Source organism: Pedobacter sp. AC464 (assembly GCF_979253075.1).
This window is the reverse complement of the sequence record NZ_CEEDBV010000002.1, coordinates 1,971,366-1,998,189: the sequence shown is the minus strand read 5'-3', so window position 1 is coordinate 1,998,189 and position 26,824 is coordinate 1,971,366. Positions and strand designations below refer to the sequence as shown.

Genomic DNA, 26,824 nt, shown 5'->3' with positions numbered 1-26,824 from the left:
AACCTGTTTCATGGTTTACGCTAGTTCTGTACTTTCCAGCCTTCATCCTTACTCAATTTAAGTTTATAGGTTTTCGTAATAAAATTGCTGTTTTCACTCGCATCTTTATCAAATGGGGCAAAATCCGTATTCACCTTTTTTAGTGATACCGTTACTTTGGCAGTACTCGAATTAACCTGCGAGAAATCGACTGGCTTTTCATCAGATAATACGTATTCTACAACCTTAACAGTTGCTTTATCTTCGTCTTGTTTTAAAACTAAAGGACTCGCCTTTTCTGTAAGCGTAATGTGATAAACAAAACTGCTGTCTTTTGATAAAAACTTTTTATTAGCCTCTTTTAAGGTAAGAGAAACCATGCCCTTACGCTCTAAAATTTTATATTTTGCCAGTGTTATCTTATCGCTTTTGCTACTGAATTTGATTTCGCCGAAGTTGAAACGGGTCGTTTTATACTCTGGATTTGCCGTTAAAAATTCTGTAATCACCGAACCGGCTTCATCCTGATTGATGGTGGTTTTGGTTTTGCATCCGGCGAAGCCGATAAAAAGAACTGCTAAAATATAAATGGTTAATTTTTTCATGTTTATAGATTTTTGCTTTTTAAAGGTATTTATTTTTTTTAACAGTCTGAAGGTGGAACGCTGAAAGTTGGGTGAGTACAAAAAAAATCCAATAAGAAGCGGTTTAGACTTATAAGCTTTTACTTGATGTCCTTTTCAAATATTTTAGATTTGGAAGAACCATTGCTGACAGGATTATGCATACGCCAACCCATCGCAAAAAAGAAACTTCTTCTTGCAAAACAAATCCTGCCATCATAACGGCCACCGGTAATTCTGCAGCACTTAAAATGGAACTTAATGCCGTACCGATTTTAGGAACGCCCTCTGCATAAAACAATGGAGGAATTACGGTTCCGAAAACGGAAATAATCAAGCCCCACTTAAGCAAACTTCCGTTTAATGCTCCATTGAATAGAAACACAGGCGGAAAAATGATGAAAATTAAAATGCAGGCGCCCGAAATCATCAATGCACTTTTCTTAAGCGCAGGATATTCATTTCCGATTTTCCCGCTTAGCATTAAAAAGCCAGCATAACAAATCGCAGCAAGTAATCCGAACGAGATTCCCGTCAAATTAAGATTTGAGATAGAGGTTTCGACCATACCACTTGCCAAAACTGTTCCTGCTAAAACCAGGAGAATTGCGAAAAATTGCAAACCTGAAGGTTTCTTTTTATAAATTAAAAACTCAAGTAAAATGCTCATCCAAATAAATTGCATTAACAGAATAATGGCTACCGAATTGGGCACGAGTTTAACGCACTGGTAATAAAAAATTGAAACCAAACCTGTACAGGAACCTGCGAGAATCATTTTCCACCAGGGGGTAATAAACTTGATTTGTTTGGATTTGTATGTGGTCGTTCTGCTTTGCACAAAGAACAAAACCCAAAGGATTACTGCGCCGAAAAAAGCTTGCGCACCAGTTACATCACCCAGGGTGTAGCCATCATGATAAGCGAGTTTTACAAACGTAGATAGGATACCGAAGCTACAGGCACCGAAAAAGACAAGGAGAATTCCTTTTAACATTAATATCGTATCAATTAATTAGTTTCATGTTAAAGACATGGGCTTTTGTATCTGAGCATGAAAACATCGATAATCAGACAATTAACGCAACTGTTTAGTATTGCGGTTTTAGCGTTTCGCTTTAATAATAAAGGATTTAGGCTAGCTGTTGCAAATATTTTTGAATGGTTGTTTCGAGGCCTAAATAAAGTGCATCACTAATTAAGGCATGACCAATGGAAACTTCGAGCAAACCCGGAATGCTTTGCGCAAAGTAATGCAGGTTATGCAAATCCAAATCATGACCAGCATTGATGCCTAGTTTTAGGCGGTTTGCGTGGTGAGCTGCAGCAACATAATTTACGATAGCTTTTTCTCTATCTGCATAATAATTGTGTGCATAAGCTTCGGTGTATAACTCTATTCTATCTGTTCCGGTTTCGGCAGCTCCTTCAACCATTTCAACATTCGGATTGACAAAAATAGAGACACGAATGCCGTCCTTCTGGAAAACCGAAACCATTTCTTTCAGGTATTCTTTATGCTTTATGGTATCCCACCCATGATTTGAAGTAATTTGCCCTTCTGCATCTGGCACCAAAGTAACCTGAGCAGGTTTGTTGGCCAAAACTAAATCGACAAATTTATCCTCTTTACAATTCCCTTCTATGTTAAATTCTGTTGAAATTGCGGCTTTCAAATCGTAAACATCCTGATAACGAATATGACGCTCATCAGGCCGCGGATGCACCGTAATGCCCTGTGCCCCGAAGGCTTCGCAATCCAATGCAACTTTAACTAAATCAGGATTATTACCACCGCGACTGTTGCGTAATGTGGCAATTTTATTGATGTTAACCGATAACTTTGTCATGCTTCAAAGATAAGACTTTGCCTTTGTTAATCGGAAACCATAAATAAAATTGACTTTTTTTTGCTCATATTTGCTTAAAGCAATATGAATTTAAAGGACACTACACTATATAAATTTTTAATCGTTTTACTCGTACTCGCGAGCATTCCCGCACTTTTCGGGGGCGTAATGGAACCCGATGGCGCACTTTACGCATCGATGTCTAAAAATATAATTCTTTTTAAAGATTGGTTTAATTTGTATGGTCGCGGGGCCGATTGGTTGGATAAACCACACCTTACGTTTTGGATTTCTGCAGCATCGTTCAAGATTTTTGGCATTTCATCCTTTGCTTACAAGCTTCCATCCTTTCTTTTCGGCCTGCTTGGGGCATGGTACCTTTATAAGTTAGCTAAAGATATTTACGGTGACAAAACAGGCATCATCAGCGCATTAATCTTTTTAAGTGCGCTACATATTATTACGTCAACTTTCGATGTGCGTGCCGAAATTTACATTACTACATTTACGCTTGCATCGATATACCATTTTTATAAAGCGCATCATTATTCTTTCTGGCATATCGTGGCAGGAGCCTTTTTTGCCGCCTGTGCAATTCTAATTAAAGGCATTTTTGTGCTCATCCCGGTGTTTGCCGGCTTTATTATTTATTGGTTGCTAACCAAACAATACAAGCAACTGCTAAATCCGAAATGGTACATTGCTATCGTTCTAATCTTTGTTTTTATCACGCCAGAATTATACGCTCTTTATAATCAATTTGATTTACACCCTGAAAGGGTCGTTTTCGGAAGAACTGGTGTTTCGGGGCTGAAATTTTTCTTTTGGGATAGCCAGTTTGGCCGTTTTTTTAACAACGGACCGATAAAGGGGAAAGGTGATGTTTCCTTTTTTGTACACACAACGCTTTGGGCATTCTTACCCTGGTCGGTATTATTTTATGCAGCAGTTATAAATCTTTTTAAAAGGAAAAACCGAAACAACCTAGCGCCAGAAAGTATTATTATCTGGGCAAGCGCAGCCGTCACTTTCCTAATTTTCTCACTTTCTAAGTTTCAGTTGCCTCATTACATATTAATTATCTTTCCTCAATTTTCTATAATAACCGCTTTATTCCTTCAAAAACTTGAGGGTAAAACACTCAAAGCTTTTCTTATTACTCAGAATATAATACTTGGAATAGTTCTGAGTCTGCTTCTAACCATATGGTTCTTTTTCGGTTTCGAAAATTCGACAATGGTTATGTTCGTCATTCTCGCCGGTGCCATCTTCACATTTACTTATGTTAGAGGGCAGGAAGTAAAAACCCTAATTGGTCGCAGCGCAGCGGTTTCAATTACGCTGGCCTTATTTCTTTTTATTTTCTTTTATCCCGCGGTATTGAAGTATCAGTCTGGCATGCAGGCCGGCAACTGGCTTAAAGAAAATTACCCTAGGGCTAAACCTGCTGTATTAAATTACATTGATGCTTTTTCTTTCGATTTCTATGCGCCAGGCGAAGTAAAATACCTCCACAATTATGCCGATTTGGACAAGACGAAAAATCTGAAAGATTTGGTTATTTACGTCTCCGAAGCAGAGTTACCCAAGCTGCGAAGTGATTATCGTGCGGAAGTACTGAAAAAGTTTGAATATTTTCACATCACAAAACTAACGGGTAAGTTTTTGAATGCTAAAACCCGCAAAGAGGTTTTAGAGCATTTCTATTTGGTTAAGCTACATTAGCATGGACTTATTTTTTCGCATAATAAAATTCGGTTTAACAGGCTTGCTGGGCATGGCAATTGATTTTGGCGCAACCTGGCTTTTTAAAGAAAAAATTAAAATTGATAAGTATATTTCAAACGCGATTGGTTTTAGCCTTGCAGTAACTAATAATTACCTGATAAACCGCGTATGGACTTTCCAAAGCACAAACACACATTGGGGCACAGAGTTTAGCAAATTTTTGGTGGTAAGTTTAATAGGACTGGCACTTAATACTTTTATAATTTACCTTTTTCACCAACGCAAAAACGGAACGAACTTTTATGTAGCAAAATTTTTTGCAATCGTAATTGTGTTTATCTGGAATTTCCTGGCTAATATGATGTTTACTTTCAAGTAACGTTTTTCCCGATAAAATAGAACACAACAAGCCAAATTATTCCCTTTATCAGGAAAAATAAAAACCCAACTAATCCAACCCGCTTAAACCATAATTTTACTTTTTCTTTGTTCATGGCGCTGATGTAAAGATAACGGATTTGAACTAAATTAGAAAGATTTTAAATAAGGAATGATGAACTTGTCGAAATTAATGAGCCTGTTTTTATTGATGCTGATATCAACCCTGAAACTTTCGGCGCAAAACTTTCTAGCCATAAAACGCTATAGAGTAAATTTTTCAATCGCCACCAAAGCGAACGAACAATTAATTGCGATGAGGAGTTTTACAAACAACAATACAAAGTATTTACTTTTGATTGATCCTAAAACGCTTGATACAAAAGTTGATTTAGCGGACAATTATTCCTTAAAAAGTGTAGACTATTTTAATGTACTTGCCCTTTTTAAAAATACCGCCTACGTAAGAGCACTGGACGCCGCTACTGCAAAAGATCTGCAATTGCAGAACGCCGGAATAGACCATTCCATCCCTAATGAGAAAGGTATTACCTTAACGATTGATTTATGCCCATCTCACAAACCATTAGACAGGATAATATTCCAATCCGTTTTCGATGAGTTTAAAAAGATTGAAAAGCCAGCGCCTTTGGCAATCTCTGTATCTGGAAAATGGATGATTAAACACCAGGAAGATTTAAATTGGTTGAAAAGTTTTGCTGACAAAAAAGAATTGAATATTACGTGGGTAAACCATAGTTACAACCACGAAGTGAACAGTTTGCCTCTTGCAGAAAATTTTTTACTTGCGCCAGGAACCAATTTAGATATAGAGGTGCTTGAAAACGAGAAACTGATGTTAAAAAATGGCTTAACACCTTCTGCTTTTTTCCGTTTTCCGGGTTTGGTTTCAGATAAAGCGATAGTACAGAAAATTGAAGCCTATGGCTTAATTCCTATTGGCAGTGATGCCTGGCTGGCGAAAGGGCAAGAGCCAAACGAAGGCAGCATTGTATTGATTCATGGTAACGGAAATGAAGAAACTGGCGTAAAAGATTTTATTCAACTATTGAAAACCAAACAAAATGATGTTACCGATAAGCAATGGTTACTTTTCGACCTACGCCAGGGATTAGAAAAGGAATTTTAGCAGCACTTCAACTCAACCGCAAACTGAAGAAAACTAAACGTACACCATCACCTTTCCAGAAAACTCCACTAAGTGATAGGCAATAGTTTCGCACTTCAAAACTTCACTTTAACCGTTACATAATTACTTTCTGCCTGGCAACAATTTAATTTCCTTTGCCTTGAAGCGATTATTTACGATTTCTCCCGTTATCTCAGCTTTACTTACTGCGTTACAGAAGCCATGTTCTCCATGTGCATCACCGAAATCATCAATTCCCTTTCCATCAACGAAATAAGGCTTACCGTCGATTTTAACGGCGAGCTCACAATCTTTCCCTTTCATTTTAAACTGACATTCTCCGCAGGCAATATCAACAGTTTGTTTAGTAATTATCTTTGTTGTGTTGGCCTTTGGGCTTGTTTGAGCATTTGCGCTTAATGCGTAAACGAATAGAAATAAAGCAGATACTAACTTTTTCATTGTTTTCTTTTTTCAAAGTTAGCTTAAAAGAATTACTTTATTGAGGAAATAGAGAAGCGTAGCGAGCACAGAATGTTAGCAAGTAAGGAGCGCTTAGTAAAGGAATTTATGAGGAAATGGTTTATTGCTTCTTTGCTTTTTAGCCACGGAAGGATGGTGTTGAATTAAATTGCTTTTCAGACTTTCAATTTATTAAGATTTAGTAGTGATGGTTTTTAACTTTTTGGCCATGCAAACACAGAAGGGACTGAAGGATAGTGTTGAAGTAATGTGGTATAATTTTCATAGCAGCAATGAGATTTCTTAGGAATGATGATGCGCCGTTTTGAAATATTTTAGGCTAATTGTTGTGACTAGGAAACCGCCACTATAGTCTTAAAAAAAAAGGGATATGCAATTTGCACATCCCTTTTTAACATTAGACTCGCAACTATTTTAGTAACGATATTCGTCAGATTTAAAAGGTCCTTCAACTTGAACGCCAATGTAATCTGCCTGGTGTTGATCTAAAACTTCTAGTTCTACTCCAATTTTCTCTAAGTGCAAACGGGCAACTTTTTCGTCTAAATGCTTAGGTAAAGTGTAAACCTTATTCTCGTAAGCAGCAGTGTTAGTCCATAGCTCTATTTGTGCCAGGGTTTGGTTCGTAAATGAGTTACTCATTACAAAACTTGGGTGACCAGTTGCACAACCTAAGTTTACCAAACGGCCTTCAGCAAGCACAATTACATCTTTTCCATCAATTGTGTATTTATCCACCTGAGGCTTGATTTCAACTTTAGTATCGCCATAAGCACCGTTTAACCAGGCCATGTCAATTTCGTTATCAAAGTGACCGATGTTACAAACGATAGCTTTATCTTTTAAAGCACGGAAGTGTTTCTCACGAACAATATCACAGTTACCTGTAGTTGTAACTACAATATCAGCCTCTTTAATTGCTGTATCTAAACGTTTAACTTCGTAACCTTCCATCGCAGCTTGTAAAGCACAAATCGGGTCGATTTCAGTTACAATTACACGTACACCCTGAGAGCTTAACGATTCTGCAGAACCTTTACCAACATCGCCATAACCACAAACAACAGCTACTTTACCGGCCATCATTACGTCAGTAGCACGACGAATTGCATCTACCAAAGATTCGCGACAACCGTATTTGTTATCGAATTTAGATTTTGTTACCGAATCGTTTACGTTAATTGCAGGTGTGTGCAATGTGCCGTTTTTCATTCTCTCGTACAAACGGTGAACACCTGTTGTCGTTTCTTCTGATAAACCTTTAATTGCTGCGATTAACTCCGGATACTTATCGAAAACCATGTTGGTTAAATCGCCACCATCATCTAAAATCATATTTAATGGTTGTTGCTCAGGACCAAAGTGTAACGTCTGTTCAATACACCAATCAAATTCTTCCTCATTTAAACCTTTCCAGGCATAAACCTGAATTCCAGCAGCAGCAATTGCAGCAGCGGCGTGATCCTGAGTCGAAAATATATTACATGATGACCAGGTAACTTCAGCACCCAGCGCAATTAATGTTTCGATTAATACAGCCGTTTGGATAGTCATGTGCAGGCAACCTGCAATACGAGCACCTTTTAACGGTTGCGTTGGACCGAATTCTTTACGTAAACTCATTAAACCTGGCATTTCTGCTTCGGCTAATTCGATTTCTTTACGGCCCCATTCTGCCAGTGAAATGTCCTTAACTTTGTAAGGGATGTAAGTTGTCTCTACTGATGACATATATATTTATTTTAAATTGTTGTAAATTAAGTAGTTATTATTAACTTAAATTCTATTTGCATGCTATTTGCACACCTTCCTGGAAAGTGACCGTTCCCAATGCCCAAAATTAAGCAATAGTTTAATCAATATCAAAGCCTTATAAATTAATAGGTTCAAAGTTGTGGATTATAACTTTTTAATGGCAATGGTTGCGGGCTCACGTGACTGACTCACAAATTTCAATATGCCTCGTATAACTGATGTTGAGTCGTCCGAGGATTTGTTGCTTTTCCATAGGTATTTCTTAATACCTCTCTTTTGACTTTATTTATCCGATATCTTCCCTTATACGGTTCGACAATTATTAAATCATAATATGCATCAAAGTCATATCCGTATTTTACGACTAATTTAATGATTTTATTAATCCCAATATATTTTCCATTTGGTCGTTTATCGACAATTTGGTCAGGGAAATTTTTGCCAATTCGCGTTAGAAGATTAAAATGCCATTTTTCAGAACCAATACAATTGCAGTTGAACATAAAAGTCCGATCGAAAGGAGTGCCTTGGGTAATTGATAGTCGCTTGTCATGTTGAAGTCCAGAGGTATCAGCAAAAAAATAAAGTTTTTGTTTTTGTTGAGCAATGCATGTAGAGCTAATAACAGTTACTAGCATGCAAAAAATATAATTTTTCATTTATACATTATTAACTAATCAGACAAATACCGTTAGTTATGTCTCCATTTAAACATACTCCTTTGTGTGCTTAAGTCCATTTATTGCACTAATAGTAACTTCATTTAGTTAATGGATATAGATAGTGTCGTCTAATGGAGGCGGCAAAACTTCTCTTTTTACATTGCTTACCCTATACTTGCCTTTTAGCGGTTCAACAATCACTAATTCATGATGAACATCAAAGGAGTAACCATCCTGGACAACCAGCTTGATGAGCTCATTTACCCCAATGTACTCTCCTGACGGGCATTTCCTAACCAATTTTTCTGGAAACTTTTTGCCAATGCGTTTAACGAAGCTAAAAATCCCCTTATAATCGCCTATACAATTGCAATTAAAAACAAAGGTCCTTTCAAAAGGACTACCATAAATTATAGACAATCTCTTATCATGATTCTTCCCCGCTGTATCGGCAAAGAAATAAAGTTTTTTTCGCTCCTGAGAATAAGAAACAACCACGGTTAAAATCAGAAGTATTGTAAAAAATATCGTTTTCATATTTATTAAGTTTGAGGGCAACACACATCAAGAGCTTAATCACCTCCTCTATTCCAACACGCTTACTTTCAGTACGAACATCAACAATTTTATTAGGGAAATTTTAACCAATCTTTAATGCAAAACTGAAATGGTCTTGCCTTGGATTTAAGTATCCACAACTGAAAATAGAAAGTGCATTCGAAAGAACTTCCATAGACTATCGTCAAGCCTTATCAGGATTCCGTGTGGACCTGTCAGCTAAAAGACATTGAGGTTGTTGGGCTGGACAATCTAGAGTGATAATCATAAGAATAAATGAGAAACCTGCTGTTATCACCATCTTAGTTATTCTGTGGTCAATTTTGAAATCATTCTTTTAACCATTTAAAATTTAGATGGCTTCACAACATCGTGAATTACAATATACAAAATTTTCAAAAACATAACATCATTTTTTAAACGTAACCTTGATTACGCTCCGATTAACTTAACACTTACTCCTAATTAAAAATTTACGCAACGGGTCCAAGTCAAAACCAAATAAATGATTTCGATATTTAATGTCCATAGCCTTATGTAACCAGACGACCAAAATCCTTAAAAGGACTCTGCCATTGCTTTCCGGTTTAAGATCGTGGTAGATGTCTCTTTTGAAAAAATATAAACAACACGAATAAAAGTTTGATTTACAGGCGATTATTTGTTAAATTGAGACAACCAAATTAAACAATTATGAAAAGTGTAAAACATCTGTTAGATGCCAAACAGGCACGCATTATCTCTGTAACCGAGAACAGTTCGGTTTTAGATGCATTAAAAGTCATGACTGATAAAAACATTAGTGCAGTTCTTGTTATGCAAGGCGCACTGCTTTCCGGCATTTTTACAGAACGCGATTATGCACGAAAAATCATCCTTCAAGGCAAATCTTCAAAAGATACGATGATAAAAGAGGCGATGACCGCGAATCCCATTTCCATTAAACTTACTGATACCATCGACTATTGCATGGAATTAATGACAGAAAAGCACATTCGCCATTTACCAATTGTAGAAAATGATGAAGTTAAGGGCATGGTTTCAATCGGCGATGTGGTTAAATTCATCATCGCAGATCAAAAACAAACTATTTCACAGCTGGAAAGCTACATTAGCGGATAGTCTCCGGTTTTATTTCCACCGCCACTCCCCTGCTATAGTAAGTGGCTCCTTAAGGTTTTGCGATTCTAAAAACGCTCTCAATTCTTCTTCGCCTTGCACGCCAACCGGAATTTTCGGTGTATTAGCCAAGGCATAGGTAAGCATTGCGCTATATCGAACCGTATTTTTAAGTTCCTGTTCATCAACCAGCTTAAAACTATCACCATCAGAATGATAAAAAGGGCCTGAATTATTTGGTAATTTTCCACCGGCTCCGCCCCCCGTAGGGATTCCTTCCAGCATAAATGGCTGATGATCGCTATGCAAACCGGCGCCTGCGTTGAATAAATTTTTGAAACCTGTATCAATCTTAACAATTTCAGCGCCCCAGGCAGTAAACAATTCTTTCATCTCTGCTCTCGAAGTCGAAAATCCTTTAGGATCATTAGTCATGTCGTAATTAAGCATGAATTTAACCTGCCCAATAACTCCAGCTTTTTTCGCCTGATCTACATACGCCTCCGAACCTAGCAAACCTTGCTCCTCGCCCATAAACAAAACAAACTCTACAGTGCGTTTCGTTTTTAAGTTAAGTTTTTTAAAGGTACGGGCCATATCCATAATTGCAAAAGAGCCGATGCCGTTATCAATTGCGCCTGTTGCTAAATCCCAGCTATCCAGGTGCCCGCCAACAACAATCTTATCTTTGGGCATTTCTGAGCCTTTAAACGTTGCAATAACGTTCCTTGCTTTAATCAATCCGGAAAAGTTCGTCATGGCAATATGCGCAACCTGACTTTGATTTTTTAACTTTTCTTTAAGCAGCATGCCATCTTCCAAACCAATGCAAACCGCAGGTATTGGGATTAATTTACCGGTTACTGAGGCCGTTCCCGTTAACAATACGCCGTCTTTAACGGTGTTTATAATTATAACGCCTTTAGCGCCATACTTTGTTGCTATAGCCGTTTTTTCCGACCGGTGTAATGACTTTGTGCCAGCTGCCGAACCTGGCAAAACGCCCAAGTAAATTAATGCAATTTTACCCTTGAATTTAGCAGGGTTTGCCTGATAATCTACTTCCATGCCGTTACCGGCATCAACAATATCACCAGTAATATCTGCTGTAACAGGTGAATGCGCCAAGGTAACAGCTTTCATCTTTAGCAGACTGTTTTTATCGCTACCAACTTCAACATTGATGGTTTTCCTCGCCCAGCTTTCTACTTCAAAGGGCTGAAATCGAACATCACAACCATAAGATTTCAACAAATCGAAAGCATATTGTTCTGCCTTTGCGCCATTCGCAGAGCCTGTTAACCGGTGGCCAATGGTTTCAGTTTCCTGTTTAAGTGTTTGATAAGCTCTTGAATTTTGTTGAACGTCGGTATTGATTTTTTTAAAAACGTCGCCGAAATTGTCCTGAGCCTGAGCCATAAAAGAAGTGCAAAGTAATGCAGAAGCGAAAAAATATTTCATGAAATGTCGGTTTGGGTTGTCGATTTATGGGTTGAAAATACAAAATATTAATTTATACGAATCGCTGTAACGTATATTTTGCCTGGCCTTAGCAAGTTCCGCACTATTATTTTATCTGCCGCAAGTATAAAGCAGGTTAGACCACAGTCAGGAATTTGGAAGAAACCGGCGAACTTACAACAACAACTTTGAGTGGATTACGGAAATAATCAAAGATTAAGATTCGACGTGAATTTTTTTCTTCGGAAAAATTAAAGAGGCTACAACACTAATAACAAGAATGCTTAAGATGACAATTAGCGAATGTTCGGTTGTGAAACCCCATTTCTCGAGGTAAGAATGAGCAAGCATTTTTACACCTATAAAGGTTAGCAGAAATGCTAATCCCGTTTTTAAGTAATGGAATTTGTGGATAATATTTACAAGTAAAAAGAACATAGACCGAAGTCCCATGATTGCGAATATATTTGAAAAAAACACAATGTATGGGTCTTTAGTTACTGCAAAAATGGCCGGTATAGAATCGACAGCAAAAAGTAAATCAGTAAACTCAACAATTAGCAAAACCAAAAACAATGGTGTGACCATTCTTTTTGCATTAATTTTTACGAAGAATTTTTTGCCTTCATATTTAGGATGAATCGCGAAGATTTTCGATGCCCATTTTACTACAGGATGATTTTCAGGGTCGATTTTATCATCGCCTTCTTTACTAAAAAACATCCTTATACCGGTAAAAACTAGGAATGCGCCAAAAACATAAAGTATCCAGGCAAATTTGGTAATTAATGCAGCACCAACGAAAATGAAAACGAAGCGCATTAAAATTGCACCTAAAATACCCCAGAAAAGCACACGGTGGTAATACTTTTCTTCAACTGCGAAAGCAGAAAATATTAGCACAATTACAAATATGTTATCTACAGACAGCGCATATTCAATTACATATCCCGTTAAAAATTCTAAGCCAAGGTTTTGCTTATAAATGGATAAGCTTTGCTCAAAATTGTCGGGGATTAAGGTAATATGGTGTTGATGTTTGACAACAATTTCTTTCAGGTGCGCAAAATCTTTAATTCCGTGCAGCTCCTGGCCTTCGGTTATCAGAATAAAATAAAAGCCAATGGCGAAGGCAACCATAATTAAACTCATTATGCCCGCTTGCTTTAAGCTTACAACATGTTCTTTTTTACTGAATAAACCTAAATCGAGCGCTAAGATAAGCGTGATGAATAGCAGAAAACCTATGCTGAAAAGTAACTCGTTGCTCATTATTTTTTACGTTCGGTGGTGTATAGTACGAGTTGTTCCAACCCTGTTCTTGCCTCTCCAGCTTCAAATTGATGCAAAATCTGGAATGCCTCGTTTTGATAATCCTGCATTTTTTGATTTGCATAAAATACGCCGTCCTTTGCGTTTACAAAATCTATAATCTGCTGAATTTTCGCCGGGTCGTCCTGGTGGTTCTTAACGAGGTTAATAATTTTTTTGCGCTCCGGTTTATCGGAGTTACTTAAAGCATAAATTAACGGTAGGGTAACTTTTTTCTCTTTAATGTCGATTCCTAAAGGTTTACCAACATCGTCGGTTCCAAAATCAAAAGTATCATCTTTAATTTGAAAGGCAATACCAACTTTTTCGCCAAATAAACGCATCTTTTCAACAGTTGCATCATCGGCCCCGGCCGACGCTGCTCCTGCAGCACAGCATGAGGCAATTAAAGAAGCAGTCTTCTGGCGGATAACATCGAAGTAAAGTTCTTCAGATATATCCATTTTCCTAACTTTCTCAATCTGCAACAACTCACCCTCACTCATTTGTTTAACTGCTTCTGATACAATCTGTAACAATCTATGTTCGTTATTGTTTACAGATAACAACAAACCTTTCGCTAACAAATAATCGCCAACCAAAACGGCAATTTTATTTTTCCATAAAGCGTTGATGGAGAAAAAACCGCGGCGTTCATAAGCGTTGTCCACAACATCATCATGCACCAAAGTGGCAGTATGTAAAAGCTCTACCAACGCTGCGCCTCTGTGGGTAGATTCTGTAATTCCGCCGCAAAGTTTCGCAGCAAAAAACACAAACATTGGGCGCATTTGTTTGCCTTTTTGTTTAACAATATAATGGGTAATCCTATCAAGCAGCGGGGCATCGCTGTGCATGGAATCTTTAAAGGTTTTTTCAAACGCTTTAATATCAGCTGCTATAGGTTTTTTTATCTGTTCGATTCCCGGCATTAAGTCGAAAAATTTTGATTGCAAACTTAGGTTAATTTCCTATAAAAGTTTACATTTAATAAAATATTGCATTGAAAAAACGCTATAAAATTCTATTAGGTCTTTCGGTTTTGTTAATCGGAACATATTTCGCCGGGCCTAAACCCAAAAAGCCTGTTTACAATGAAGATTTAACCAGGGTACCCGACATTTCTGAACTGGAAACCTATATCAAAACCATCGAAAGTGGTCAAAAAATTAAACCAGGTAATGAAGCTGAAATCATATGGGCTGATTCTACCCACAAGCAAACGGAATATTCTATTGTTTACCTACACGGTTTCTCGGCCTCGAAAATGGAAGGAAACCCGACACATTTAAACCTGGCGAAAAAGCTGAAGGCAAATTTATTTCTTCCGCGTTTGGCAGAACATGGTATCGATACCATTGCGCCAATGCAATTTTTCACTGCAGATAAACTTTGGGAAACGAGCAAGCAGGCACTCGCCATTGGAAAAAAGCTGGGTAAAAAGGTTATTATTATCGGCACCTCAACAGGCGGAACAGTAGCCATAAAACTCGCGACCATTTATCCGGAAATCAATAGTTTAATTTTAATTTCGCCCAATGCGGCAATTAATGATAAAAACGCATGGCTTTTAAACGACCCTTGGGGCTTGCAGATAGCCAGAAAGGTTGTTGGAGGTGATGAAAGACATGTTTTAGATAGACGGAGCGATGAATATAGAAAATATTGGTACACCAATTACAGGCTGGAATCATTGGTTGAACTTGAAGAACTTGTTGAAAGTACAATGACAAAATCGGTATTCACAAAAGTAAAACAACCCGTTTTAATGCTTTATTATTTCAAAAATAACCTCGAACAAGACCCTGTAATTCGTATTGATGCGATGCTTAAAATGTTTAACGAATTGGGAACGGCGCCAGAGTTGAAAAAGAAAATCGCTATCCCTAACGGTGGAAATCATGTTTTAGGGTCGTACATAACTTCCAAAGATTTACCAAGTGTAGAGCTTGCAATCGACAATTTTGTTGGCAATGTTTTGAAGATACCGGTATCACAGCAGTAGTTTTTATTTTTCGATTTCTTAACCCATTTGTATGAAGTTTTGCGCTAGCCTAATCCTGTCTTTAACTCTTGTATCCTGTCATATTTTTGCGCAGAAAACAGAACAGGCCAAGCCTTTAATAATTGGCGAAGTTCAGACCATTCAATCCGCAACTTTAAAAGAGAACAGAGCACTCAACATTTACTTGCCCGAAGGCTACAGTACCGATTCTGCTACAACTTACCCCGTAATTTATCTTCTGGATGGTTCTGCAAATGAAGATTTTATTCATGTAGCAGGTTTAATTCAATTTTTAACGATGATTGAAGCCATGCCGAAATCTATCCTGGTAGGCATTGCAAATGTGGATAGACGGAGAGATTTTACCTTTCCTACCTCCATCGAACAGGATTTGAAAGATTTCCCAACCACAGGCAAATCAGAAAATTTTATCCGATTCATTGAAGAAGAACTTCAACCTCTTATTCAGAAAAAATACAAAACAAGCAACTCAAAAACGATTATCGGCCAATCGCTGGGCGGGTTATTGGCGACAGAAATTCTCCTGAAAAAGCCTCAGCTCTTTACCGGTTATTTGATAGTTAGTCCGAGTTTGTGGTGGAATAAGGAGTCGCTTTTACTCCAGGCACCGAAGTATTTACAAAAAGCATTGCCAAAGGGCACGAAGGTTTACCTATCAACAGGTACTGAAGGCAAACAAATGGAGAACGACGCGAAGGATTTATTAGCACTTTTGCGACAACAGAATAACATTAAAGTGGAATATCTGCCGCTTCCGGCGGAAAATCATTTAACAATTTTGCATAACGCCCTTTATAAAGGATTTATGTTTTTGTATCCGAAAATACAATAGCCTTCCGGTTTTGCAAACGATCTAATTCATAATATTTTTTATGATAATTTCTGCGTGAACCCGGGAGTTTTCAATGAAAAGCTTGTGCGTATCTAAGCCACCACAAACCACGCCCGCGAGGTATAAACCTTTAACATTTGTTTCCATTGTTTCTTCGTTGTAAACAGGGCAAAGGCTTTCAGGTAAGTTGATCCCAAATTTCCGTAGCATGGAAAAATCCGGCTGGTAGCCCGTCATGGCGATTACAAAATCGTTTGCAATGGTGATTATACCTTCCGGCGTTTTAATGTCTACCTCACCTGGCCTAATCTCCAAAAGTTCAGCGTTAAAAAGTGCCTTTACTTCGCCCTCCTTAATTCGGTTTTGAATATCCGGCCTCACCCAGTACTTAACATGAGGACCCAAATCGCCGCTGCGAATCACCATAGTAACATTTGCACCCTTTCTATAGGTTTCGAGCGCAGCATCGACACCAGAATTGTTTGCGCCAACAACCACAACATTTTGAAAGGCATACAAATGTGGGTCTTTATAATAGTGCGTAACGTTTGGCAAATCCTCACCGGGAATATTCATCATTAATGGTACATCATAAAAACCTGTTGCAACAATTACATTCCCAGCGGTATAATTGGATTTGGAAGTCGAAATCTCGAAAATATCATTCGGTTTTTCAACCTTTTCAACACGTTCAAACAGGTTGATGTTTAATTCGAATTTCTCAGCAACACGACGATAATATTCAACGGCTTCATTCCGATTTGGCTTAGGGTTGATGGTTACAAACGGAACACCGCCAATCTCAAGTTTTTGCGAAGTTGAAAAAAAAGTCATGAAAACGGGATAATTGAATAGGCTGTTTACCAAAGCACCTTTTTCAATTATTACATAACTTAAGTTCGCTCTTTTTGCCTCTATAGCACAAGCCATTCCGATTGGGCCGCTGCCAATAATTAATACATCGTAATGTTTTTGATTTGCCAATAGATTCTATTTATTTATGATATTGCCTATCTAATTCGATATTCAACTTCGAAAGCTTTTATTTAATTCCTTAACGCAATTAACTAGTCATCACCTTGCTCGGGCACAAAAAATCAGTGGTTTCTAAACCAGTATTTTTTATTGCAGCATAACCGCCGGCAACATCTATAACATTTTCTACACCACGGGATTTTAAAATTGAAGCCGCTATCATCGAACGGTAGCCGCCTGCACAATGGATATAGTAAGCTCCCTTTGGATTAATTTCTCCTGTCCAATCGTTAATAAAATCTAACGGCCGACTTAAAGTAAACGCTAAGTGCTCAGATTCATACTCACCAGGTTTTCTAACATCCAGAGCTGTAATTTCACCTTTGTTTGCAGCCTCCTCAAAAGCTTCGGCGGAGATTGATTCTATGGTGTCGATCTCTTTTCCGGCGTCAGTCCACCTTTCAAAGCCTCCGTCTAAATATCCAATCGTATTATCATAACCAACCCGCGTTAAACGCGTAATGGCTTCCTGCTGTTTTCCCTCATCGGTTATCAGCAAAATTGGTTGTTCCAAATCGGTAATTAAAGCACCAACCCAAGGGGCAAACTGCCCGTTTAAACCGATATTGATTGCATTCGGAATAAAACCTTTTGCAAAGGCCTGCGGGTCTCTGGTATCAAGCATTATTGCGCCAGTCTGGTTGGCTAAATTTTCAAATTCTTGTGGAGTCAACGCAACAAGTCCTTTTTCAAAAACACCGTCGATACTTTCTACCCCACCTTTATTAATGGCCGCATTTTTTGCGAAGTATTGTGGCGGCGGCATAATCCCATCGGTAACTTCAGCAATAAATTGTTCTTTTGTTTGCGCTTTTAAGGCGTAGTTAACTCCTTTTTGATGGCCGAGAGTGTCGAAAGTTTCTTTGCTCATACTTTTACCGCAGGCAGAACCAGCACCGTGAGCCGGATAAACGATCACATCATCGGCTAATGGCTTAATTTTTTCATTTAATGAATCGAAAAGCATTCCTGCCAAGTCTTCCATGGTTAAATGTCCTTTTTGCGCCAAATCAGGTCGGCCTACATCACCAATAAAAAGGGTATCACCACTAAAAATGCAATAATCTTTACCTTGTTCATCAGTTAATAAATAAGTGGTTGATTCCAGCGTGTGCCCAGGCGTATGTAATGCGGTAATGGTTAAGTTGCCTAGCTTAAACTGTTCGCCATCTTTAGCGATATGTGATTGGAAATCAGTTTTAGCGGTTGGGCCGTAAATAATCTTGGCACCAGATTTCTCTGCTAAATCTACATGGCCCGAAACAAAATCGGCATGAAAATGAGTTTCAAAAATATACTTGATTGTTGCGCCAGCTTTCTCCGCTTTCTTTAGATAAGTGGAAACTTCTCTCAGCGGATCGATGATTGCCGCTTCGCCATTACTTTCTATGTAATAAGCAGCCTCCGCTAAACAACCAGTATATATTTGTTCTATTTTCATATTGTAAGTGTTAAAAATAAGCATCAGGTTTCAGATAAATCAAATCATCTTTAACCATTACTTTAACCTTTACCAACAAAAATAGGGCTAATTACTCATAACCGGAATGACTTGCATCATAATTGCAGAAGTTTTACTTAATTGGTTAACTCGCCGCGTAGCGATTGCTCCATTAGCTTTTTACTTTCCTCAATTGGTAAATCCAACCCCATCACAAACATCAACTTGGTAACGGTAGCTTCGAATGTTAAATCGAAACCACTCAGAATACCCATTTGTTGCAATTCGCGGCTTGTTTCATATCTTCCGAGTTGCACAGAACCTTTTTTACACTGCGAAATGTCGATGATAATTTTGCCGTTATCGAGCGCCATTTTCAATGCGTCTAGGAACCATTTAGCCGTTGTGGTGTTACCTGAACCGAAAGTTTCTAAAATAATTGCATTGACCTGAGAATTGGTAATTGCCTGGACGGCTTGCGGTGTAATGCCAGGATATAACTTTAGAACGCCGATATTAGAATTGAAATTTGTGCGCAGAATAAGCGGCTCTGCCGGCGCTTTTAAGATGTAATTTTCGTGGAATTGCAGATGAACACCCGCCTCTGCCAGAATTGAATAATTTGGTGAGCGGAATGCCTCAAACTTTTCAATGTTATATTTTATCGAACGGTTTCCTCTAAAAAGTTGCGCATCGAAATAAATACAAACTTCGGGCACTAAAGCCTTGCCGTTTTCTTTTGTTGCCGCAATTTCAAGCGCAGTAATTAAATTCTCCTTTGCATCGGTTCTAATTTCTCCGATAGGCAACTGGGAGCCGGTTAATACGACCGGTTTACTGAGATTTTCGAGCATGAAACTCAATGCCGAAGCTGTGAAAGCCATTGTATCAGAACCATGCAGAATAACGAAACCATCGTACAAATCGTAATTTTTGTAAACAAGTTCGGCTAAGGTTTTCCAAATTTCCGGATCGATGTTGGACGAATCCAAAACCGGATTAAAAGAATGAACATCCAGGTGGTAATTAAGGCGACTTAATTCGGGCACATTTTCTTTTATCTGCTCAAAATTAAAAGGCACCAACATCCCGTTTACCGGGTCGTTTATCATACCGATTGTGCCACCAGTATAAATTATAAGGATTTTGTTCATTTGGTTTGGTAAAGGTTGCTCACCGCAAAAGAACGTAAAAGATTTCTATTTAAAGCTTAGTTTTACTCTAATTGTAAAATAACTGGTACATCAGCCATTACGAATGAAACTATATTCCAAAAATTTTCTTTGAGTTTTCAGTTGTTACACTTGCAATTTCCTCAATTGAAACCTGATATATTTCGGCTAGTTTTTGAGCAACGTAGATCAGGTAACTGCTTTCATTCGGTTTCCCCCTAAAAGGAACCGGGGCCAGATAAGGAGCATCGGTTTCGAGCACCAGGTTTGCCAGGGGTATATTAGCCAAAACAGCATCAAGACCAGCCTTTTTATAAGTAACAACGCCACCTATGCCTAAATAGAAATTTAAATCTATAGCCTGTTTTGCCTGCTCTAAATTTCCTGTGAAACAATGAAAAATGCCCCGCAGCTTCTCATCACGTTCGCTTTCTAACACTTCAAAAACTTCATCAAAAGCCTCGCGACAATGGATCACGATTGGCAGTGATAAATTTTTCGCCCAGCTAATTTGTTTATGAAACGCATCTTTCTGCTTATCTAATGTGGTTTTATCCCAGTACAAATCAATTCCGATCTCTCCTATTGCATATATTTTCCTGTTGCTTATGCTTTTATATATAACATCAAGTTGCTCTTCAAAACCATCTTTCACGTCGCAGGGGTGCAAGCCAGCCATTGCGAAACAATGATTGGGATACTTATTTACCAAATCATCAATCATTGCAATTGAAGCTACATCTACATTAGGCAGGAACAACCGGTTTACATCATTTTCAAAGCAACGCTCCATCAATTGAGCTTGTTTTTCAGCATCCTGCTCGTAGTATAAATGGGTGTGGGTATCGGTAAAAATCATATCGCAAAGATAATTGTTATCGTTCGAAGATTAGGGAAAAGTTTATCAAACAACAAAGCCCCGAAATGTGAAATTCCGGGGCTTTGAAAATGATTTATAACCGCTTATTGAGCTGGTGCAACCGGAGCCGGTGGAGCCGCAGCCGTTACCGGATTTCCTTTTTTAATAGATTTGATTTCAATATCAAAAACTAAAGGTGTAAATGGATTAATTGGTCCACCACCGTTTTCGCCATAACCTAGTTTTGATGGGATGATAATTTTAACTTTACCACCAACGCCGATTAATTGAACGCCTTCGATAAAACCTGGAGCCAATTGACTCAGCACCAACGGACGAGCACTATATTGAGCCATTGGTGAGTGAATACCTGCCTCTTTAGCAATCTTTTCGTCTGATGTATCGAAAACATTGATTTTGCCGTCGCCTTTTTTAGTTGTAAACTGGCCGGTATAATCTACCATCACAGTATCCGTTAAAGCCGCTCTTTCAGCATTACCCGGTTTTTCGATAACATATTGTAAACCCGAAGCTGTAGATTTAACCTCTAATTTATTGTCGTCGATGTATTTTTTGATTTTTGCAGACTCGTTTGCTTTATTTTTAGCAATTAAAGCTTTGTATTCTGTCTCGAAGAAACTTCTTTTCTTTGTTTCGAAAGTAGAATCTGCTTCATTCGCAGCTTTGTGCAATACCTTTTCAATTTTTACTGTAAAGGTTGCGTAGTTACTTTTCAAACCTGCTGGTTTTGGCTGGCCAGAATATTTTGCCATCGAATCTAAATTCAATTTGAACGACGCACTATCGCCTTCGCCTAACATTTTTAAAGCAGCAACTAAATCGCCTTTAAACATTGATTTGCTAATCGGGAAAAAAGCTGGACGTTCATTGTCATAAGTGTTTACTAAAGTCGAGTCCGCATTTGTAGCGCTTTCAACAGTTTGTATACCGTTTAATTTTACGAAATCGCCTTCTTTGATTTTTTCTTTGCCTTCATCTTTTAAGATTTTGTACTGCAAATCTCCTTCACCTTTTTTGTAATTGTTACAAGCAGCTAAGCCTAACGTTGCTGCAAATAGAATAATTATTCCTTTTTTCATTATTTGTCTATTGATTTTTATTTGTCATGAAGCTTGCTTCGCAGGTTTCATTATTTTAATTGATTGTTCCTTTTTTAAACCCTGCTTAGCAGATTTTATTATTTAATTATTGATTTTCTTAATTCAGTATAGCACTATTATAACAATAGCTGGCTTTTATATTCTGGCAATATCGACTTAAACTCTTCAATTACCTCAGTTAGTGATTTATCTGACGCACCGCCAGCTGCATTTCTGTGCCCACCTCCATTGAAATACTTTTTGCAAATTTCGTTGGCAGGAAAATCTCCAGTAGAGCGTAACGATAACTTCACTTTATCTGGCCTTTCGATAATTAAAGCCGCCAAACGAATTCCATTTATGGATAAAGCATAATTTACTACACCTTCCGTATCGCCGGTTGCACTGTGGTATTTTGCAAGTTCATCTTTGGTAACCGTAATAATTGCCGTGTTAAACTCGTGGAAAACTTCAAGTTTGTTCGATAAGCAATAACCAAGAAAGCGCAAACGATCTTCGCTCGCATTATCGTAAACCAATTGATGAATTTTCCAGTGCTCGGCGCCTAAATCGATAAGGTTTGCCGCAATGCGATATACATTTGATGTAGCCAGAGGAAAGCGGAACGATGCAGAGTCTGTCATTATTCCTGTATAAAGACATGATGCAACATCTTTATTAATTCCTTTTTCATCCTCTAACTGATTAACAATAAAATCGTAAACCAATTGAGCGGCTGCACAGGCATTAATATCCCAATGGCGGTAATCGTCAAAATCCTCAGGGTCTAAGTGATGATCAATCATTACTTTTTTCGCTGAAGCAGCTCTTACCAGTTCGCCTAACTCATTAATTCTGCTTAGTGTGTTAAAATCCAAACAAAAAATCAGCGCTGCTGCTTCTACCAGTTTCGCGGCTTTTTCTTGTTCTTCTGTAAAGATAACGACGTCGGCATTATTTGGCATCCAATGTAAGAACACAGGGTAATCGGTAGGCGTTATCACTTTTACGTGATGGCCTTTTTGAATTAAATAGCCATATAAACCTAAAGACGAACCCATTGCATCGCCATCAGGTTTGTGATGTGTGGTGACTACAATTTTCTGTGGCGTAGCCAATAAGGATTTTAACTCTGTTAATGTAAGCATAATTTTTGCGCTGCAAAGCTAAGTAAATTTAGTATTAGTTGAGCTCTTATTTAACTCATTAATGATAATGTTTCAAAGCGTGCTCCAATTTCGCTATGAAAAGAAAACGGGTTAGCCTCCATTAAAGGCTAACCCGCTTATTTTAAATAAGGTTATCTGTTAAAATTTGTAAGATAACGTTGTAACGAACTGACGTGGAGGAATTGGGTTCACACTATAATTTTCATGTACAAAATAGTTTAACTCATTAGAGATGTTCGCAACTTTAGCAAGCAGTGAAATCTTTTTCCAGCTGTAGCCAGCCGAAAAATCGAAGGTTGTAAAAGCGCTTAAAGGAATAATACCTGATGAAGAGTTGTTTTTTGTTGTGTTCCGTCCACCATTTCTATCACCTGTATAAAAAGCTGATGCGCCAAATTTTAGGCCTTTAACCGCACCATCCTGAAAGGTATAAAATACTGTTCCATTTGCGGTGTTTTTTGTTGTTCCAACAACACGTTCGCCCTCAACAATACCGGTAACAGCCAATGTTGATGTGTATCGCATATAATTATAAGCGTAGCCGGCTATAAAGTTTAAACCAGGCAGCACCACTCCCGATACATCAATTTCGACACCATCGCTTGCAGTTGCGCCGGAAAATTCACGTTTTGTTGGATCTGCTAAAGCAGTCTGCGCAAATTTGTCATTTTTAATTCTGTACACCGTTAGGTTCGCCGAAAGCTTTCCTTTAAAGAAATCGTTTTTGATGCCCGCTTCATACTGGTCGATTATTGATGGCCCCATTGGACCATTGGTTGCAATATCGATGCCTGTATTAGAGGTGAAATTGTTAGAGTAGCTTGCATAAATTGAAGTTGATGAAACCGGCTGATAGATCAAACCAAATTTTGGAGAAAAAGCCTTATCAATTTTATCAGCGGCGCTTCCCTTCGAATCTACACCGCTGGCAAGTGTGTTTATGGTTGTTGTTGGCGTTTTCTGGAACGACCACCGAACTCCGGCCAACACCTTAAACTGCTCAGTTAATGATATCAAATCCTGAACAAAACCACCCATTCTAAATACATTCGCGTTTGTATTTGTAAGTAAAGTGGTGTTGGGCATATTAAAATTACTTGGTTTATCAAAAGATGATGGGTCTAACAGATTTACGCTATCGTAATAGGTAGGCGCAGCGGCAGGCAAAACGTTTGTTGAAGCAAAGCCACCGGTTTTGGTTTTAGACTGGTCTGCATCAGCACCAACCAAAAGGCTATTTTTGAATCCGGCCAGTTTAAAATTTCCAGTTAAATTTACTTGCTGATTAAACGTAAACTCCTCAATATCAGAGCGGGTTAGCGCTCTGTTCCAAATGCCCGCAGCGTTAGCAGCAGGGCGTTCGGCCGAGAAATAGTCTCTGTTATAGGCTTGCACAGCGGCAATAACGTTTAGTTTCCAATCATCATTAAATTTGTGATTTAATACAGCCTGGGCCGTTGAAGTATTGGTTTTGTTGTATGCCCAGTTTGTATTAACGAATACATTTCTCGCCAAAGGAGCAAGCGCATTACCAACTGTTCCGATTCCAAAATCTGGGGTAAAATTACTTTTCAGGTAATCTCCCTGTACAATCAGTTCGGTGTTTTCGCCAATTTTGTATAATAGAGAGGGGTTTACATAAAACCTTTTTGAGCTAACATTATCCCTGTAACTCCCTGCTGATTCATAAGTGCCAATTACTCTAAAAGCCACTTTTTTAGAGATAGGACCATATATATCTACTATTGGTTTGTATAAATCGTAGCTGCCAACACGCATAGAAACTTCAGCACCATATTCAAATTTCGGCTTCTTCGTAACCATGTTTACTACTGCGCCACCACTAACGCCGCCATACAAGATTGCAGCACTACCTTTTAAAACTTCAACAGATTCTAAAGTGCTTGCTTCCGGACTTCCGCCAATTGTTGTTCTGGCCCCGTTTTTAAAAACATTATTTGAACCCAGGCTATAGCCTCTTGCGTAAAAGTTTTCGCCTACCGAACCTCGGTTAGCGCCCAAAGCCACGCCATTAATGTTTTTCATTACGTCACCTAGCGTATTTGCTTGCTGATCACGAATTACCTGAGCACCGACAATTTGAACTGCCTGAGGCAAATCAATTGGTGCAATCGCTATCTTTCCTAAATTAACCGGCTTTTTATTTGGTGTTTTATATCCGTTGATTGAAACCTCATCTAACTGAGAGGCCGATTCTGAAATCGAAAAATTTACGGTGGCAGACTGCCCATCAATAATTGTAACTTCTTGCTGCATGGCTTTTACTCCAACGGCAGAAATTTTAACGATATATTTTCCGTCAGTTAAATTATTGATTGTAAAGTTACCATTCTGATCGGTTTGCGTGGTTTTGCCGCCGTTCTTTAAACCAACACTCACATATGGTGCAGCTTTCCCATCGCTGGTTTTTACCTGGCCGCTAATGCCTGCTACTCTGTTTTGGGCTATTAAGTTTACTGATAAAAGTAGCATTACGATTATCAGATTTGAGATACGGGTAAATTTTTTATTCATGATTATTTGGATTGATTCTAAACAGCCGCAAAGGTAATATCGCTAGGGTAATTTCCAAATTTTATTTAGACTTATTTTAAATAGAAAACCATTTTAGTTAAATATCCATCTTAAACTCATCTAAAAGGCTATTTCGGGAGAAATAAAAATTTTAAAAAACATCAACCTTAATTTGGCATTGAAATCGCTCTCCATAAATGAGTAAAGATTTAATAAACATTTATCTTTCAGCAATTAAAATGTACTTTTGCAAAAAATTTGATATTAAAGCACAATGAGCACTAACAGAACTTTTACCATGATTAAGCCAGATGCGGTTGCAAACGGCCATATTGGATCAATCTTAAACGACATCACAAATGCAGGATTTAAAATCGTTGCATTGAAATATACTAAGCTAACTGATGAAACTGCTGGTCAGTTTTACGCAGTACATGCAGAACGTCCTTTTTACAAAGATTTAGTAAGCTTCATGTCGTCAGGACCGATTGTTGCGGCAATTTTGGAGAAAGACAATGCGATTGAAGATTTCAGAAAGCTAATCGGTGCAACAAATCCGGCTGAAGCTGCAGAAGGTACAATCCGCCAGAAATATGCGAAATCTATCGATGCGAATGCAGTACATGGTTCAGATTCAGACGAAAATGCTGAAATCGAAGGAAATTTCTTTTTCAAAGCTGACGAACGTTTCTAAAAAACGGTTTAAATAGAATTTAAAACCTCGATTAGTCGGGGTTTTATTGTTTTATAAGTTTTGTATCTTTCGCCCCATAAATAATAACAAATCGTTTTCCTCCGTTAGGAAACAATAATAAAAACACACAAATGAAAAAAACTATCGTAACAATATTTGCTCTAGGCATTGCTTTTAACTCTATTGCACAGACAAAAAAGCCTATTGCAAAAAAGCCAGTTACCGCAACTAAGACAACCGCAGCACCTTTAGCTTTAAAATCTAGTTTAGATTCTGTTAGCTATGCGTTCGGTTCATCTATAGGGGCCAGCCTAAAAACAACCGGACTTTCTACCATGAATTACGAGGTATTATTGAAAGGCCTTAAGGATGCATTTACAGGCGGCAACGTAATTTTAAATCAACAACAGGCACAACAATGCATTAATGATGCACTTACGAACGCTAATAAAGGAAAGTTTACCGGAAACATCACCGAAGGGAAAACTTTTTTAGCGCAAAATGGCAAACGTGCCGGCGTAAAAACAACCGCTAGCGGCCTGCAGTATGAGGTTTTAACAGCGGGAACAGGCGCAAAACCGACATCAGTATCTGATTCTGTATTGGTTCATTATAAAGGAACGTTACTAAACGGAAAGCAGTTTGATAGCTCGTATGATCGTGGTGAGCCCATTACTTTTACTTTAAACCAGGTTATAAAAGGGTGGACAGAAGGCGTACAACTGATGAACGCAGGATCTAAATATAAGTTATTTGTGCCTTACGATTTAGCCTACGGTGAGCGTGGTTACGGACCAGACATACCGCCCTACAGTACATTAATTTTCGAAATCGAGCTTTTAAAAGTTAACGGTAAATAATAAATTGTAAAACATTATTTCTTATTAAGATGTTAGATATATCA

At 38.2% G+C, this 26,824-nt stretch carries 25 protein-coding genes; 8 read left to right on the top strand and 17 right to left on the bottom strand.

Features of this window, described 5'->3' with window-relative positions; translation table 11 throughout:
- Nucleotides 1–20: 20 nt before the first annotated feature.
- The 3 genes from AC0IWT_RS19685 to AC0IWT_RS19675 form a co-directional block, all read right to left on the bottom strand.
- The gene (locus AC0IWT_RS19685) at nt 21–584 is read right to left on the bottom strand and encodes a hypothetical protein (RefSeq protein ID WP_471798461.1); all 564 of its coding nucleotides are present in this window, start codon (nt 582–584) and stop codon (nt 21–23) included.
- A 109-nt stretch (nt 585–693) separates the two neighbouring features.
- Nucleotides 694–1,599, bottom strand: a complete 906-nt coding sequence (locus tag AC0IWT_RS19680) for an EamA family transporter (protein WP_471798460.1) — start codon at nt 1,597–1,599, stop codon at nt 694–696.
- A 136-nt stretch (nt 1,600–1,735) separates the two neighbouring features.
- A complete protein-coding gene (locus tag AC0IWT_RS19675; RefSeq protein ID WP_471798459.1) occupies nt 1,736–2,452 on the bottom strand; it encodes a pyridoxine 5'-phosphate synthase in 717 nt (238 codons plus the stop codon).
- Nucleotides 2,453–2,536: 84 nt separating this feature from the next.
- Here AC0IWT_RS19675 and AC0IWT_RS19670 point away from each other — a divergent pair, with 84 nt between their 5' ends.
- The 3 genes from AC0IWT_RS19670 to AC0IWT_RS19660 all read left to right on the top strand — a co-directional run bounded on the left by AC0IWT_RS19670 (nt 2,537) and on the right by AC0IWT_RS19660 (nt 5,708).
- Nucleotides 2,537–4,177 (top strand): ArnT family glycosyltransferase, encoded by a 1,641-nt coding sequence (locus tag AC0IWT_RS19670; RefSeq protein ID WP_471798458.1) that lies wholly within the window; start codon nt 2,537–2,539, stop codon nt 4,175–4,177.
- Nucleotide 4,178: 1 nt separating this feature from the next.
- Entirely contained in the window at nt 4,179–4,559 is a 381-nt protein-coding gene (locus AC0IWT_RS19665) for a GtrA family protein (RefSeq protein ID WP_471798457.1), read from the top strand.
- 192 nt (nt 4,560–4,751) lie between these two features.
- Nucleotides 4,752–5,708: a polysaccharide deacetylase family protein gene (locus AC0IWT_RS19660; protein WP_471798456.1), complete on the top strand. Its 957-nt coding sequence runs from the start codon at nt 4,752–4,754 to the stop codon at nt 5,706–5,708.
- Between the two features lie 123 nt (nt 5,709–5,831).
- Here the strand turns inward: AC0IWT_RS19660 and AC0IWT_RS19655 are convergent, their stop codons facing one another.
- The 4 genes from AC0IWT_RS19655 to AC0IWT_RS19640 form a co-directional block, all read right to left on the bottom strand.
- Nucleotides 5,832–6,170, bottom strand: coding sequence for a DUF6370 family protein (locus AC0IWT_RS19655; RefSeq protein WP_471798455.1), 339 nt, complete (start codon nt 6,168–6,170; stop codon nt 5,832–5,834).
- A 435-nt stretch (nt 6,171–6,605) separates the two neighbouring features.
- Nucleotides 6,606–7,922 (bottom strand): adenosylhomocysteinase, encoded by a 1,317-nt coding sequence (ahcY, locus tag AC0IWT_RS19650; protein WP_056871859.1) that lies wholly within the window; start codon nt 7,920–7,922, stop codon nt 6,606–6,608.
- A gap of 221 nt (nt 7,923–8,143) precedes the next feature.
- The gene (locus AC0IWT_RS19645; RefSeq protein WP_471798454.1) at nt 8,144–8,605 is read right to left on the bottom strand and encodes a hypothetical protein; all 462 of its coding nucleotides are present in this window, start codon (nt 8,603–8,605) and stop codon (nt 8,144–8,146) included.
- Nucleotides 8,606–8,713: 108 nt separating this feature from the next.
- Nucleotides 8,714–9,145 (bottom strand): hypothetical protein, encoded by a 432-nt coding sequence (locus tag AC0IWT_RS19640; protein ID WP_471798453.1) that lies wholly within the window; start codon nt 9,143–9,145, stop codon nt 8,714–8,716.
- A 714-nt stretch (nt 9,146–9,859) separates the two neighbouring features.
- Between AC0IWT_RS19640 and AC0IWT_RS19635 the strand changes: the two genes are divergently transcribed.
- Entirely contained in the window at nt 9,860–10,288 is a 429-nt protein-coding gene (locus AC0IWT_RS19635; RefSeq protein ID WP_471798452.1) for a CBS domain-containing protein, read from the top strand.
- Nucleotides 10,289–10,297: 9 nt separating this feature from the next.
- Here AC0IWT_RS19635 and AC0IWT_RS19630 read toward each other — a convergent pair whose 3' ends face one another.
- The 3 genes from AC0IWT_RS19630 to AC0IWT_RS19620 form a co-directional block, all read right to left on the bottom strand.
- Nucleotides 10,298–11,746 carry a M28 family peptidase gene (locus tag AC0IWT_RS19630; RefSeq protein WP_471798451.1) on the bottom strand — a complete coding sequence of 483 codons (1,449 nt, stop codon included), beginning with the start codon at nt 11,744–11,746 and terminating at the stop codon, nt 10,298–10,300.
- Nucleotides 11,747–11,962: 216 nt separating this feature from the next.
- Nucleotides 11,963–13,018 carry a TerC family protein gene (locus AC0IWT_RS19625; RefSeq protein ID WP_471798450.1) on the bottom strand — a complete coding sequence of 352 codons (1,056 nt, stop codon included), beginning with the start codon at nt 13,016–13,018 and terminating at the stop codon, nt 11,963–11,965.
- Nucleotides 13,018–13,989: a polyprenyl synthetase family protein gene (locus AC0IWT_RS19620; protein ID WP_471798449.1), complete on the bottom strand. Its 972-nt coding sequence runs from the start codon at nt 13,987–13,989 to the stop codon at nt 13,018–13,020. Before AC0IWT_RS19620 ends, AC0IWT_RS19625 begins: the two co-directional genes overlap by 1 nt.
- A gap of 71 nt (nt 13,990–14,060) precedes the next feature.
- Between AC0IWT_RS19620 and AC0IWT_RS19615 the strand changes: the two genes are divergently transcribed.
- Together AC0IWT_RS19615 and AC0IWT_RS19610 are read left to right on the top strand one after the other, a co-directional pair.
- On the top strand, nt 14,061–15,062 hold the full coding sequence (locus AC0IWT_RS19615; protein ID WP_471798448.1) for an alpha/beta hydrolase: 1,002 nt from the start codon (nt 14,061–14,063) through the stop codon (nt 15,060–15,062).
- A gap of 31 nt (nt 15,063–15,093) precedes the next feature.
- Complete coding sequence (locus AC0IWT_RS19610; RefSeq protein ID WP_471798447.1) at nt 15,094–15,915, top strand: alpha/beta hydrolase; 822 nt, start codon at nt 15,094–15,096, stop codon at nt 15,913–15,915.
- 21 nt (nt 15,916–15,936) lie between these two features.
- Here AC0IWT_RS19610 and AC0IWT_RS19605 read toward each other — a convergent pair whose 3' ends face one another.
- The 7 genes from AC0IWT_RS19605 to AC0IWT_RS19575 form a co-directional block, all read right to left on the bottom strand.
- Nucleotides 15,937–16,899 (bottom strand): YpdA family putative bacillithiol disulfide reductase, encoded by a 963-nt coding sequence (locus AC0IWT_RS19605; RefSeq protein ID WP_471798446.1) that lies wholly within the window; start codon nt 16,897–16,899, stop codon nt 15,937–15,939.
- A 79-nt stretch (nt 16,900–16,978) separates the two neighbouring features.
- Nucleotides 16,979–18,391 (bottom strand): MBL fold metallo-hydrolase, encoded by a 1,413-nt coding sequence (locus AC0IWT_RS19600; RefSeq protein ID WP_471798445.1) that lies wholly within the window; start codon nt 18,389–18,391, stop codon nt 16,979–16,981.
- 137 nt (nt 18,392–18,528) lie between these two features.
- Complete coding sequence (locus AC0IWT_RS19595; RefSeq protein WP_056871867.1) at nt 18,529–19,545, bottom strand: asparaginase; 1,017 nt, start codon at nt 19,543–19,545, stop codon at nt 18,529–18,531.
- A gap of 109 nt (nt 19,546–19,654) precedes the next feature.
- Complete coding sequence (locus AC0IWT_RS19590; protein ID WP_471798444.1) at nt 19,655–20,422, bottom strand: TatD family hydrolase; 768 nt, start codon at nt 20,420–20,422, stop codon at nt 19,655–19,657.
- Nucleotides 20,423–20,526: 104 nt separating this feature from the next.
- Nucleotides 20,527–21,522, bottom strand: a complete 996-nt coding sequence (locus AC0IWT_RS19585; RefSeq protein ID WP_056871869.1) for an FKBP-type peptidyl-prolyl cis-trans isomerase — start codon at nt 21,520–21,522, stop codon at nt 20,527–20,529.
- A gap of 137 nt (nt 21,523–21,659) precedes the next feature.
- On the bottom strand, nt 21,660–22,670 hold the full coding sequence (locus tag AC0IWT_RS19580) for a DHH family phosphoesterase (protein WP_471798443.1): 1,011 nt from the start codon (nt 22,668–22,670) through the stop codon (nt 21,660–21,662).
- Between the two features lie 159 nt (nt 22,671–22,829).
- Nucleotides 22,830–25,226: a TonB-dependent siderophore receptor gene (locus tag AC0IWT_RS19575; protein ID WP_471798442.1), complete on the bottom strand. Its 2,397-nt coding sequence runs from the start codon at nt 25,224–25,226 to the stop codon at nt 22,830–22,832.
- A gap of 274 nt (nt 25,227–25,500) precedes the next feature.
- On the opposite strand from AC0IWT_RS19575, the gene AC0IWT_RS19570 reads away from it, so the two are divergent.
- Nucleotides 25,501–25,920 carry a nucleoside-diphosphate kinase gene (locus tag AC0IWT_RS19570; protein ID WP_056871872.1) on the top strand — a complete coding sequence of 140 codons (420 nt, stop codon included), beginning with the start codon at nt 25,501–25,503 and terminating at the stop codon, nt 25,918–25,920.
- A 131-nt stretch (nt 25,921–26,051) separates the two neighbouring features.
- Nucleotides 26,052–26,780: an FKBP-type peptidyl-prolyl cis-trans isomerase gene (locus AC0IWT_RS19565; protein ID WP_471798441.1), complete on the top strand. Its 729-nt coding sequence runs from the start codon at nt 26,052–26,054 to the stop codon at nt 26,778–26,780.
- The last annotated feature ends 44 nt before the right edge of the window (nt 26,781–26,824 follow it).